The 12,501-nt window shown below is 73.2% G+C and carries 12 protein-coding genes; 3 read left to right on the top strand and 9 right to left on the bottom strand.

The window, feature by feature from the left end:
• Positions 1-13: 13 nt before the first annotated feature.
• The 4 genes from ACFYX3_RS33345 to miaA all read right to left on the bottom strand — a co-directional run bounded on the left by ACFYX3_RS33345 (position 14) and on the right by miaA (position 4,982).
• Positions 14-2,167 (bottom strand): RelA/SpoT family protein, encoded by a 2,154-nt coding sequence (locus tag ACFYX3_RS33345; RefSeq protein ID WP_389021559.1) that lies wholly within the window; start codon positions 2,165-2,167, stop codon positions 14-16.
• Positions 2,168-2,342: 175 nt separating this feature from the next.
• Positions 2,343-3,221, bottom strand: coding sequence for a diaminopimelate epimerase (gene dapF, locus ACFYX3_RS33340; RefSeq protein ID WP_376585084.1), 879 nt, complete (start codon positions 3,219-3,221; stop codon positions 2,343-2,345).
• A 201-nt stretch (positions 3,222-3,422) separates the two neighbouring features.
• Entirely contained in the window at positions 3,423-3,935 is a 513-nt protein-coding gene (locus ACFYX3_RS33335; protein WP_181924847.1) for a hypothetical protein, read from the bottom strand.
• 108 nt (positions 3,936-4,043) lie between these two features.
• Complete coding sequence (gene miaA, locus ACFYX3_RS33330; RefSeq protein WP_389021556.1) at positions 4,044-4,982, bottom strand: tRNA (adenosine(37)-N6)-dimethylallyltransferase MiaA; 939 nt, start codon at positions 4,980-4,982, stop codon at positions 4,044-4,046.
• A 154-nt stretch (positions 4,983-5,136) separates the two neighbouring features.
• Here miaA and ACFYX3_RS33325 point away from each other — a divergent pair, with 154 nt between their 5' ends.
• Positions 5,137-5,352, top strand: a complete 216-nt coding sequence (locus ACFYX3_RS33325; RefSeq protein ID WP_389021553.1) for a gliding motility protein — start codon at positions 5,137-5,139, stop codon at positions 5,350-5,352.
• An 81-nt stretch (positions 5,353-5,433) separates the two neighbouring features.
• Complete coding sequence (locus tag ACFYX3_RS33320) at positions 5,434-5,691, top strand: antitoxin (RefSeq protein WP_389021551.1); 258 nt, start codon at positions 5,434-5,436, stop codon at positions 5,689-5,691.
• A gap of 89 nt (positions 5,692-5,780) precedes the next feature.
• Here the strand turns inward: ACFYX3_RS33320 and ACFYX3_RS33315 are convergent, their stop codons facing one another.
• On the bottom strand, positions 5,781-6,485 hold the full coding sequence (locus ACFYX3_RS33315; protein WP_389021548.1) for a hypothetical protein: 705 nt from the start codon (positions 6,483-6,485) through the stop codon (positions 5,781-5,783).
• 150 nt (positions 6,486-6,635) lie between these two features.
• Entirely contained in the window at positions 6,636-8,162 is a 1,527-nt protein-coding gene (gene miaB, locus ACFYX3_RS33310) for a tRNA (N6-isopentenyl adenosine(37)-C2)-methylthiotransferase MiaB (protein WP_382663345.1), read from the bottom strand.
• Positions 8,163-8,426: 264 nt separating this feature from the next.
• Here miaB and ACFYX3_RS33305 point away from each other — a divergent pair, with 264 nt between their 5' ends.
• Positions 8,427-8,972, top strand: a complete 546-nt coding sequence (locus tag ACFYX3_RS33305; protein WP_389021544.1) for a hypothetical protein — start codon at positions 8,427-8,429, stop codon at positions 8,970-8,972.
• A gap of 26 nt (positions 8,973-8,998) precedes the next feature.
• Here the strand turns inward: ACFYX3_RS33305 and ACFYX3_RS33300 are convergent, their stop codons facing one another.
• Genes ACFYX3_RS33300 through ACFYX3_RS33290 form a run of 3 tightly spaced genes read right to left on the bottom strand, consistent with a single transcriptional unit; the run spans position 8,999 to position 12,392 of the window.
• Positions 8,999-9,907: a polysaccharide deacetylase gene (locus ACFYX3_RS33300; protein ID WP_389021541.1), complete on the bottom strand. Its 909-nt coding sequence runs from the start codon at positions 9,905-9,907 to the stop codon at positions 8,999-9,001.
• Positions 9,904-11,073 (bottom strand): GAF domain-containing protein, encoded by a 1,170-nt coding sequence (locus tag ACFYX3_RS33295; RefSeq protein WP_389021538.1) that lies wholly within the window; start codon positions 11,071-11,073, stop codon positions 9,904-9,906. Before ACFYX3_RS33295 ends, ACFYX3_RS33300 begins: the two co-directional genes overlap by 4 nt.
• The gene (locus ACFYX3_RS33290) at positions 11,070-12,392 is read right to left on the bottom strand and encodes an MFS transporter (protein WP_389021535.1); all 1,323 of its coding nucleotides are present in this window, start codon (positions 12,390-12,392) and stop codon (positions 11,070-11,072) included. Before ACFYX3_RS33290 ends, ACFYX3_RS33295 begins: the two co-directional genes overlap by 4 nt.
• Between the last annotated feature and the right edge of the window lie 109 nt (positions 12,393-12,501).

The raw sequence follows: 12,501 nt of genomic DNA, 5'->3' as shown, positions 1-12,501 counted from the left end.
AGAAGGGGCTTCCTCAGCTCACTCCCCGCGACGGGCGGGCGCGGCTGACGTCGTACACCCCCGGCACGTCCCGCATGGCGCGGATGAGCGCGGCGAGGCCGGTCACGTCGGGGAGGTGGAGGGTGTACGTGTGGCGGACCCGCTGCTCGCTGGGCGGCTCGACGTTCGCCGAGACGACGGCGGCGCCGAAGGTCGCGATGGCCTCGGTGAGGTCGGCGAGCAGTCCGGGCCGCCCGAAGGACTCGGCGACGAGGGTGACCCTGCCCTGCGGGGTGTCGCCCCAGCGGACGGTGACGGGTTCGCGGCCGAGGCCGCGCATGGCGTCGACGGCCGAGCAGCGGGCGCGGTGCACGGTGACCGATCCGCCGCGGACACGGAAGCCGGTGATCTCGTCGGGCGGTACGGGGGTGCAGCAGCCCGCGGGGCGGACGGCGGCGGGCTGCTCGCCGTCCAGGTCGGCGTGGAGCTCGGCGCCGGAGCGGCGGTCGGCGGGGACGCTGACCTGGGGGCGCGGGTCGGTGGGGGCGGGCGGCGCGGCGCTCTCGGGGTGGGCGCGGAGCCAGCCGGTGATCGCGATCCGGGCGGCGGGGGTGCGGGCGTGGTCGAGCCACTCCGGGGACGGCCCGGACACGGCGTCCTGCGCGAGCAGCAGCTGGACGGTGTCGCCGTCGCCGAGGACGGTGCTGAGCGGGGCGAGGCGGCCGTTGACGCGGGCGCCGAGGCAGGTGTGGGCGGCCTCGCCGTGCTGTGCGTACGCAGCGTCGACGCAGCTGGCGCCGGCGGGGAGGCTGATCGTGCCGGGGGCGCTCCCGTCGGCGCGGAAGACGGTGATCTCGTCGTCCTCGGCGAGGTCGGCGCGGAGCGAGGTCCAGAAGGTGTCGGGGTCGGGGGCGGACTGCTGCCAGTCGAGGAGGCGGGAGAGCCAGCCGGGGCGGGTGGGGTCGACGCGCTCGCCGTCGTCGGTCTGCGGAAGGCCGGTCCCCTGGAGGGGGCCGTCCGGCTCCTGGCCGACGTGGGGGTTGCCGAGGGCGACGACTCCGGCCTCGGCGACCTTGTGCATCCGGTGGGTCCGGATGAGGACCTCGGCGACGGCGCCGTCGGGGGCGGCGATCGCGGTGTGCAGGGACTGGTAGAGGTTGAACTTGGGGGCGGCGATGAAGTCCTTGAACTCGGAGATCACCGGGGTGAAGCAGGTGTGGAGCTCGCCGAGGACCGCGTAGCAGTCGGCGTCCTCGGCGACGAGGACGAGGAGCCGGCCGAAGTCGCAGCCGCGCAGCTCGCCGCGCTTGAGGCGGGCCCGGTGGACGGAGACGAAGTGCCGGGGCCGGACGAGGACTTCCGCGCCGATGCCGGCTTCGCGCAGGACGGTGGTGACCTGTGCGGCGACGGCGCCGAGCGCGTCGCCGGCGCCGGGGTTGTCGGCGATGAGCGCGCGGGTGGCCTCGTACTCCTCGGGGTGGAGGATCGCGAAGACGAGGTCCTCCAGCTCGGTCTTGAGGGCCTGGACTCCGAGGCGCTCGGCGAGCGGGATGAGGACGTCGCGGGTGACCTTGGCGATCCTGGCCTGTTTCTCGGGGCGCATCACGCCGAGGGTGCGCATGTTGTGGAGGCGGTCGGCGAGCTTGATCGACATGACCCGGACGTCGCTGCCGGTGGCGACGAGCATCTTGCGGAAGGTCTCGGGCTCGGCCGCGGCGCCGTAGTCGATCTTCTCGACCTTGGTGACGCCGTCGACGAGGTAGGCGACCTCGTCGCCGAACTCGCGGCGCACCTGGTCGAGCGTCACCTCGGTGTCCTCGACGGTGTCGTGGAGGAGGGAGGCGGTCAGGGTGGTGGTCTCCGCGCCGAGTTCGGCGAGGATGAGGGTGACGGCGAGCGGATGGGTGATGTAGGGCTCGCCGCTCTTGCGGAACTGGCCGCGGTGCGAGGACTCGGCGAGGACGTACGCCCGGCCGAGCACCGTCGGGTCGGCCTCGGGGTGGTGGGCGCGGTGCGCCTCCGCCACATGGCTGATGGCGTCGGGCAGGCGGTCACGGGGTGCCGGTCCTGCGGTGGCGTTCAGCAGGGCGGCGCGGCCGAGGCGGCGCAGGTCGATCCGGGCGCGTCCGCGTCTGCGGACGGCCACGTCGGTGGGGGCGGCCTCGGGGTTGGTGGCCTCTGCGCTCATGGGGCACCTCCGGCAACATGGACCGGCGGTGGGCGGGCCTGGCGTGCCCGGGGGGCCGGTGCTTGATGCTACCGACCCCACCACGTGGCGCAGTCACGCTCTCGCTCAGCGTGAATCGGATCACCCATTCGAGCGATAAACGAGTCGTTGACAGTTTCGATTCCCTCGCGGGCGATCACGAAGCCGGCTGGAGCCACTCCGGGTCGACGGTGCCCTCGGCGACGATGACCGCGGGTCCCGTCATGTCGATCCGGCCGTCGGGATGCTCGGTGATGACCAGGGTGCCGCCGAGCACGTCGACGGTGTACGTGACGGGGGTGCCGCTCTCGGCGGGGTCGACGCCGTCCCGGCGGGCGGTGGCGACGGCGACGGCGCAGGCGCCGGTGCCGCAGGAGCGGGTCTCGGACGCCCCGCGCTCGTGGACCCGCATGGCGACGTGGCGGGGGCCGCGGTCGACGACGAACTCGATGTTCACGCCGTCCGGGTACACGGCGGCCGGCTCGTACGGCGGCTCGTCGTACAGGGTCCCGGCGTGGGCGAGGTCCTCGACGAAGGCGACCGCGTGCGGGTTGCCCATGTTCACGTTGCGGGCGGGCCAGCTGCGGCCGTCGACGGTGACGGTGACGCCGTCCTCGGGGAGCAGGGCGCGGCCCATGGCGACGGTGACGGAGCCGTCCTTGTCGAGGTGGACGTACTTGACGCCGCCCCGGGTGGCGACCGCGACCTCGCCCGCGGTGACGTGCCCCGCGTGCTCCAGGTAGCGGGCGAAGACCCGGACGCCGTTCCCGCACATCTCGGCGACCGAGCCGTCGGCGTTGCGGTAGTCCATGAACCACTCGGCCTCGTCGGCCAGGTGGCGGGCGTCGGGGTGGGCGGCACTGCGCACGACGTGCAGCAGCCCGTCGCCCCCGATGCCGGCCCGCCGGTCGCAGAGCCGCGCGACGACGGCGGGCGGCAGGTCGACGGCGTTCTCCGCGTCGGGGACGATCACGAAGTCGTTCTCGGTGCCGTGGCCCTTGAGGAAGGGGAGCGGCGAGGTCTGCGTGCTGGTCACACGATCAACTGTACGTGCCACCCCCGACACCCGACCCGCCTGTCCACAGCCCGGGCCCGGCCGGACCGGGCACCCCCGGCCCCCTCCGATCCCGGCCATGCCCGCACGGGGCCGGGCCGGGCTTCGTACGGGGCGGGGGCTCCGTACGGGCGGGGGCGCGTAGGGGCAAGGGCGCGCATGCGCCCGTGCGGGTCCCGCGGTTCAGCGGAGGCGCGCCACACGCCAGACGGCCAGGGCGACCAGGGCCGCGATCGTCGTCAGGTACAGGGCGAGGACGCGCCAGTCGGGGCGTTCGCCCGAGCCGCGCTGCGGGAGTCCCGGCCAGGTGTAGCCGACCTTGCGGGCGGCCATCATGCCCCAGCCCGCCGCGCAGGAGCTGATCAGCAGTCCGAGCATGGCGACGACGGCGCCGCCGTCCCCCGAGCCGAACGCGAGCGGAAAGGCGAACATCAGCGAGCCGACGGCGGCCAGGCCCACGATCGGGGCGAGCTGCCAGATCCGCAGCCGGCGCTGGGGGCGCAGCTCGACCTCGACCTCGTCGGTGTCGACCTCGACGGCCGTGCCCACGGCGTCGTCGGGACCGTCCGGGGTCAGCCCCGGGGCCGCGACGGGTGCGTCGTCCGTCGGGTGGCCCGGCGTGTCGACCGACGGATCCGCCGTCGGGTCACCCAGGGCCGCCTCGTGCTGTTCTCTGTCGCGAGGGCCGGCCTCCATCGCCACGCGCCCTCCCCACTCGGACTTCACTTGGTCGATCGATGCTCGATGATGGCACGCTCATGACCGCCGAAATGACGGGCAGTGCGTCCCGATGCCATCACGTGATCAGGCTGTAACCGCTCGTTCGACCAACGACAGCGCCTCCCGCGGGAGTTCCCCGCGGTGATCGGCGGCTCCGCTGAGCCAGTGCACCCGCGGGTCCCGGCGGAACCACGAGTCCTGGCGGCGCGCGAAGCGCTTCGTGGCCCGCACGGTCTCCGCGCGCGCCTCGTCCTCGGTGCACTCCCCCGCGAGCGCCGCGAGGACCTGCTGGTAGCCGAGGGCGCGGGCCGCCGTGCGTCCCTCGCGCAGCCCCTGCGCCTCCAGGGCGCGCACCTCGTCGACGAGACCGGCCTCCCACATCCGGTCCACGCGCGTGGCGATCCGCTCGTCGAGCTCGGGGCGGGCCACGTCGACGCCGATCTGGACGGTGTCGTAGACGGAGTCGGGGCCCGGGAGGTTGGCGGTGAAGGGCTTGCCGGTGATCTCGATCACCTCGAGGGCCCGGACGATGCGGCGGCCGTTGCTGGGCAGGATCGCGCGGGCCGCCTCCGGGTCGGCGTCGGCGAGCCTGGCGTGCAGGACTCCGGAGCCGCGCTCCTCCAGCTCGGCCTCGAGACGGGCCCGGACGGCGGGGTCGGTGCCGGGGAACTCCAGGGCGTCGACGGCCCCCCTTACGTAGAGCCCGGAACCGCCGACGAGGACCGGGGTGCGGCCGGCGGCGAGGAGACGGTCGATCTCGGCGCGCGCGAGCCGCTGGTACTCGGCGACGCTGGCGGCCTCCGTCACGTCCCAGATGTCGAGGAGGTGGTGCGGGATGCCGCCGCGCTCCTCGGGCGTCAGCTTGGCGGTCCCGATGTCCATCCCCCGGTAGAGCTGCATCGAGTCGGCGTTGACGACCTCGCCGCCGAGCTGCTGGGCCAGGAATACACCCAGATCGGACTTTCCGGCTGCCGTGGGGCCGACGACGGCGATGACCCGCGGTGCGGGAGCTGCGCTTCTCACCGTCCCAGTCTCGCAAACCTCGGGACCGGCCCCCGAACGAGCTACGTGACGGGCCCCGTCCGACTTCGTTGCCAGTTGCGAGGTTCCGACCGTCGATCAGCTCGGAGCCGCTCCCATCCGAGTACGCTATGGAGTGGATATGGGCGTTTTTGCAATGTTTCGACGCAAGAAGCAGGAGACCTCCCCGGAGGAGACCGGGACCGACGCCGGGGCGGACGTCACCGCCGAGGCCCTGACGGCTCCGGCCGAGAACGAGGCGGACGGTGCCGGGGACGTCGAGGTGGTCGTCGAGGCGGCCGTGGAGATCCCGAAGCAGCAGTCGGCCGAGGCCGCCGCCGACAACGAGGCGGGCGACGGCGCCCGCAGGTAGGCCCCCGGGGTCCTGGGGGCAGCACACGGAACGCACGACACGGAACACGGACCCCCGAGGTCCGCGGAGGGAAGGTGCCCCATGGGTCTTTTGGATTCGTTGAAGGCCAAGCTCGCCCCGGCCAAGGACAAGGTCGCCGACCTCGCGCAGCAGCACGGCGAGAAGATCGACCACGGCCTGGACAAGGCCGGAAAGTTCGTCGACGAGAAGACCAAGGGCAAGTACAGCGACAAGATCCAGTCCGGTACGGGCAAGGCGAAGGACGCCATCGACCGGATCGGCCACAAGGACGACGGCACGCCCGGGAGCGGTGACGCCACGCCGCCGCCGGCCGTCTGACGACCGGCGTCGACCGACAGTCCCTCCGCACGGCGGACGGCCGCGGAGCTTCGCGCTCCGCGGCCGTCCGCCGTTCGTCGTCCCTGCTCCTACGACCAGGCCGCGACGAAGTACCCCACACCGTACGGGGCGTCCTCGAAGAGCAGCCGGCCGTCGAGCCCCGCGCCCTCGGCGGCGCCCGCGAGGACCTGCCAGGGGGCGCGGCCCGCCGCCTTCAGCTCGGCCGCGAGCCCGGCGTCCAGCGCGAGCAGTGCGGTCGTGTCGGCCGCGCCCAGGGCGCGGGCCGCCTCCGCGTCGAACCCGGCGGCCCGCTCGTCCAGGTAGCCGGGGGCCTTGACGGTCCGGCAGGCGCTGCCGTCGCCCATCACCAGGAGGGCGACGCGCTCGGCGGAACCCGCCAGTTCGCGGCCGAGCCCGGCACAGACGTCGGGCGTCGCCGCCGCGGCGACGGCCCGGCCCTCGATCGGCGCGTCGGCCCAGGCGACTCGGGCGAGGAGCCAGGCGGCGACGGCGAGGGGGGTGGGGAGGGGGCGGTCGGTCGGGCGTGGACCCTCTCCCAGCCGTACGGAGAGGTCGACGCCGAAACCGGCGAAGGAGCCCTGCGCGCCGGCCGGGTACACCCCGCCCTCTTCGGCGGGCCCGACGACGTACAGCCGGTCCGGGCGGGAGGCGGCGAGCAGCCCGACGGCATCCGCACAGGCCGCCCGCGCGGCGTCCAGCTCGGGTGCGGCACCGGTCGCGACCTCGGGGACGAGGAGCGGGGGGCTGGGGCAGACGGCTGCGGCGACAAGCATGATCCGCAGCCTACTGCGCCGGCGCGCTGCCGTCCGGGCAGGACCGGGACCACCGCCGCCCGCTGCGCCGCCCCGCCGGGCGCGGGCGCACCCGGGGGGCCACGCCGGGGCGGGCCGGGTCACACGGGGCGGGGCCCCGGGCCGTGCGGGTCAGTGGGTGCCGCAGGCCGGGGTTTCCATGGGCGGGAGCGGGGCCGGGGCGCCGATCTGCGGGAGGCCCAGGAGGACGCCCGTCGGCTTCGGGGCGGCGGTCGTGCGCTTCTCCCACGCGTCGCCCGCCCGCGTCCGGCGGACGGCCGTGGTCGGGCCCTCGGCGAGGAGGTGGTGCGGCGCCGCGTACGTGATCTCGACGGTCACCACGTCGCCGGGGCGGACGTCCTCGTCCGGCTTCGTGAAGTGGACGAGCCGGTTGTCGGGGGCGCGGCCGGACAGCCGGTGGGTCTCGCCGTCCTTGCGGCCCTCGCCCTCCGCGACCATGACCTCCAGGGTGCGGCCGACCTGCTTCTTGTTCTCCTCCCAGGAGATCTCCTCCTGGAGGGCGACCAGGCGCTCGTAGCGCGCCTGCACGACCTCCTTCGGGATCTGGCCCTCCATGGTCGCCGCCGGGGTTCCGGGGCGCTTGGAGTACTGGAAGGTGAACGCGTTCGCGAAGCGGGCCTCGCGGACGGTGTGCATCGTCTGCTCGAAGTCCTCCTCGGTCTCGCCGGGGAAGCCCACGATGATGTCGGTGGAGATGGCCGCGTGCGGGATGGACGCGCGGACCTTCTCGAGGATGCCGAGGAAACGCTCCTGCCGGTACGAGCGGCGCATGGCCTTGAGGATCGAGTCCGAGCCGGACTGGAGCGGCATGTGCAGCTGCGGCATGACGTTCGGCGTCTCGGCCATGGCCGCGATGACGTCGTCCGTGAAGTCGCGGGGGTGGGGGGAGGTGAAGCGGACGCGCTCCAGGCCCTCGATCTGCCCGCAGGCGCGCAGCAGCTTGCTGAAGGCCTCGCGGTCGCCCAGATCGGAGCCGTACGCGTTGACGTTCTGGCCGAGCAGGGTGATCTCGGAGACGCCCTCGGCGACGAGCGCCTCGATCTCGGCGAGGATGTCGCCGGGCCGGCGGTCCTCCTCCTTGCCGCGCAGGGCCGGGACGATGCAGAACGTGCAGGTGTTGTTGCAGCCGACGGAGATCGACACCCAGGCGGCGTACGCGGACTCGCGGCGGGTCGGCAGTGTGGAGGGGAAGGCCTCCAGGGACTCGGCGATCTCGATCTGCGCCTCCTCCTGGACGCGGGCGCGCTCCAGGAGGACCGGCAGCTTGCCGATGTTGTGCGTGCCGAAGACCACGTCGACCCAGGGGGCCTTCTTGACGATGGTGTCGCGGTCCTTCTGGGCGAGACAGCCGCCGACGGCGATCTGCATGCCGGGGCGCGTGGTCTTCATCGGGGCGAGGCGGCCGAGGTTGCCGTACAGCTTGTTGTCGGCGTTCTCGCGGACCGCGCAGGTGTTGAAGACGACGACGTCGGCGTCGCCGTCCGCGCCCTTGGGGGCCCGGACGTAACCCGCCTCTTCCAGCAGACCGGAGAGCCGCTCGGAGTCGTGGACGTTCATCTGGCACCCGTAGGTGCGGATCTCGTAGGTCTTGGTTCCTTGAACGTTCACTGCCGGGCTCCGGTCGCTGCTGAGGGTCATGGCTCAAGGGTAGGTGCTTCCGGAGGGGCGACGGCCCGGGTGCCGCCGCCCTCACCCCCCGGCGCGGGTCGCGCGGCCGAAGGCTCCGACGGCGGCGGCGCTCCGGGCGTGACGGTCGCCGATCACGAGGCTGCGGCGCGCGGGGCCGCCGTCCTCGCCGGGCACGATGTCGATGAGCGGGTCACGGCCGACCGGGCCGCCGCGTTTCGAACACGTACTGTTCGCCTTCGTCGTGGTCGAGAACAGCGCGGAGGGGCGGACGGCATGGTGGGCGTCGAAGAGCTGGAGGCCGTGCTCCCGTCGATGACGCCCTGGCGCGTGCCCGGTGGGCGCGGCGTGGACTGGGTCGCCCTGGAGGCGGGCCTCGGGACGGCGCTGCCCTCGGACTTCCGTTCCCTGGCGGAGGCGTATCCGGTCCTGGTCGTCGACGATTTCCTGACGGTGTCGGTTCCCCGGCCCGGCACCGAGGCGCTGTGGGCGTCCGAGGCCGGGGACGACGAGATCCTCCAGGATCTGTTCGAGACGGGTGACACCGAGGACTACGTCCCCTTCCCGCGGCCGGGCGGTCTGATCGCCTGGGCGTCGTCCGTTTCCGGGGACACGTTCTACTGGAAGACGAGCCCGGCCGCCGACCCGGACGCGTGGCCGGTGGTCGTGCGCGGGGACAACGGCGACTGGTCGGAGTTCCCGGTCGGTGCCGTGGCGTTCCTGGCGGGCGTCTACGGGCGCACCGTCGAGGTGGGCGGCATGCCCGGGGATTTCCCCGGGCACGACCCGCGCGTGCTGGGCCTGAGCGACGACGTCAGGTGATCGGCTGCTGATCCACGGGCGTCACCTCAGCGCATGTCCGCCGGGCGGGCCCCGCCTTCGAAGGGGAAGCGGCGGCGGAAGTCGTCGGCGACGTCCTCCAGGGTGCAGAAGGTGACGCCGGCGTGCCCCGACACGTACTCGATGAAGCGTTCCAGCATGAGGAGGACCTGCGGGCGGCCGCTCACGTCGGGGTGGAGGGTCACCGGGACGACCGCGTAGTCGAGCTCGCGGTACACCCAGTCGAACTGGTCGCGCCAGTCCTGCTCCAGGGCGCGGGGGCTGACGTAGCCGTGGCTGTTGTGGGCGTGCTTGTTGAACATCATGGGCGGCAGGTCGTCGACGTACCAGTTGCCGCAGAACTCCACGAGGTCGACCTCGTGGCCGTGGACCAGCGGCTTCATCCAGTCCTTGGCGTCCTTCGCGTAGTCGATCTTCGTCCAGCTGTCGCCGACGCGGGCGTAGAACGGTGTGAAGTCGCGGTAGTTCTGGCTGTGGTCGTAGGAGAAGCCGTACTTGTGGAGCAGGGCCGCCGTGTGCGGGGACATCTCCCACCAGGGCGCCACGTAGCCGCGCGGGCGGCGGCCGGTGTACTCCTCGATCAGCTCGACGGAGCGGGCGAGGACGTCCTCCTCCTGCTGGGGGCTCATCGCGATCGGGTTCTCGTGCGAGTAGCCGTGCGCGCCGACCTCGTGGCCCGCCTCCACGACCATGCGGGTCTGCTCGGGGAAGGTCTCGATGGAGTGGCCGGGGATGAACCAGCTGGTCCGGATCCCGTACCGCTCGAAGAGCTTGAGCAGGCGCGGGGTGCCGATCTCGCCCGCGAAGACGCCCCGCTGGATGTCGTTCGGGGAGTCCTCGCCGCCGTAGCTGCCGAGCCAGCCGGCGACGGCGTCGACGTCGACGCCCAGGGCGATCTTGATGTCTTTCGTGGTCATGCGGCGTGAGCCTTTCCGTACGTGTCGAGCAGGTGGTGCACATCGGCGATCGCGGCGGCCATGGCGGCCCGGCCGGTGGCGCTCCACTCCCGCTCCGCGAGGCTGTGGGCGGAGATCCAGCCGGTCATGTCCGTGTCGCGGACGACCGGCGCGAGCAGTTGCGCACGGACGCCGTAGACGTCGATCAGGGCCTGCGGCGGCTTCGGGTCGTCCCGGAAGTGGGGCTGGACGAGCGGGGTCCGGTGCTGCTCCAGCCACTCGACGGTGTTGAGCCGGCGCTGGTCGAGGCCGGCGTCGCGGCGGATGGAGCGGACGCCGGGGCCGAGTGCCTCGCCGGCGGTGAGGTCCACGTGCAGGCCGTGCCCGGGCAGGTCGAGCCGCAGGGTGGTGCGGTCGGTGCCGATGGCCGTGCGCAGCTCGCCGAGCACCCGCTGGAAGCCGGCGCGGAGGCTTCCGGAGCGCAGCAGGTCGCCGTGGCCGTCGAGGGCGGGGTGTGCGCCCGCCAGGTCGAGCGCCTTCCACAGCGTGGCGGTCACGCTGTCGAAGACCGGTATACCAAGTGTGGTCTCGAGTCCGGCGGCGGCGCCCGCGCCGTACACGTTGGTGCACACGACGGCGACGGCGTGGGCGTCCGCGGCGGCGGCCTGCTCGATCTGCCGGGCGACGTCGGTCTCGGCGATGCGGGCGAACGCCTCGTTGTCGGAGACCCCGAACGGCTCGGCGAGCGCGCAGTCCAGGCCCTCGGTGGCGTACGTGGTGACGATCCGCTCGGCGACGTCCCTGGTGTAGGGGACGGCCAGGCCGAGCCGGGTCACGCCGTACGCGGCGCAGGCGTCGAGCAGCGCGAGCGTGGAGGTGGTGGCCGGGACGCCGGTCTCCGCGGTGATCGCGGCGGCCAGCTCCCGGTCGTGGTCGACGCCGAGCCAGGAGCCGGAGGTGCCGTTCCAGGCGATGACGTCGACGCGCGCGTCGGCGAGCTGCCGGGCGGCGGCGAGCATCGGCTCGGGGGCGAACTGGGCGTCGGAGCCGCCGTCGAGGGCGATCCGGGTGACGGGGACGCGCGCGAAGTGGGCGCTCGCGAGGTCCCGGGCCCCGTCGAGGAGGCGGTAGGTGACCGGCTCCAGACAGGTGTTGGAGGACGGGGTGAGCATGCCGATACGGATCATCGGACGGCGAGCCTCCTGCTGTAGTCGATGACGAGGGACGAGACGGTGAAGAGGACACCCGCGCCGACGAAGTAGAGCAGCGCCCAGGTGTACGAGCCGGTGCCGCCGACGATGTAGCCGACGGCGATGGGGGTGACGATTCCGGCGATGTTGCCGGCGAGGTTCATCGCGCCGCCGACGACGCCGGCGTTGGACCGGCCGGCCAGGGTGGAGGGCAGCGACCAGTAGAGGCCCGCCCAGCGCAGGAAGAACATGACGGCGGACAGGAGGATGACGGCGGTCGTCGGGTCCGGTACGAGGACCACGCCGAGCAGCCCCGCGACGACGGCCACGCCCGCGACGCCCATCATGGTGCGCATCACGGCGTTGGCGCCCGCGCCGGCGGCCTTGCGGCGGTCGGAGATCCAGCCGCCGGTGAGCTCGCCGACGAAGCCGGAGCCGAAGATGACCAGGGTCGACCAGCCGATGGTCTTGATGTCGAAGCCCTTGGTCTCGGAGAGGTAGAGCGGGCCCCAGGTGAGCAGTCCGTAGAAGACGCCGTTGAAGCCCATCCAGCCCAGGCACATCGCCCAGAACGAGCGGTGCCTGAGGTACGGGCGCAGACCGGTGCGCTCGTCGGCCGGGCCGGCCGCGTCCTCGGCGGCGTGCGCGCTCTCGATGTACGCGGCCTCGGCGTCGTTCACGCCGGGGTGCTCGCGCGGGGTGTCGCGGACGTACCAGGCGGCGCACAGGCCGATGACGACGGTCAGCACGCCGGCGATGACGAAGCTGGTCCGCCAGCTGCCGGTCCAGGCGATGAGCGCGGAGATGAGGATGCCGCCGAGCGCGGCGCCGAGCGGGGCGCCGCCGTCGAGCAGCACCGCACCCCGGCCGCGTTCCTTCGCGGGCAGCCACTGGGCGTTGAGCTTGCCGCCGGCGGGCATGACGGGGGCCTCGACGGCGCCGAGGAGGAGGCGGTAGCCGAGCAGGGATCCCGCGCCGGTGGCGGCGGCGGTCGCGGCCTGGGCCACGCCCCAGCCGATACAGGCGCCGGAGACCATCCTGCGGGGGCCGAAGCGGTCGGCGAGCCAGCCGCCGGGGATCTGCATCAGCGCGTACGTCCAGAAGAAGGCGCTGAGGACGAAACCGGTGGTCTCCTTGGAGAGGCCCAGGTCGTCGGTGATCAGGGGCAGGGCGACGGAGACGGAGCCGCGGTCGATGTAGTTGAGCGCGACGACGCCGAGGAGCAGGACGAACATCTTCCAGCGGACCCGGCTGGGGCGGCCGCCGGCGGGGGCGGTCGCGGCGGGGACGGTCTTGCCGAGCGGTGTGGTACTCACGGACAAACCCTCGATTCACAGATCGCACAGGGTGAGACGTCGAGCGCGGCGGGGCCCCGAGCCGCGTTTCGGTATACCAAAGCAGCGAGCCGAGGGGTCGTCAAGCGTT

The organism is Streptomyces sp. NPDC002463, assembly GCF_042889835.1.
Lineage (GTDB): Bacteria > Actinomycetota > Actinomycetes > Streptomycetales > Streptomycetaceae > Streptomyces > Streptomyces nymphaeiformis.
Note: the sequence above shows the minus strand (reverse complement) of the source record. Positions and strands in the feature narration are given on the sequence as shown.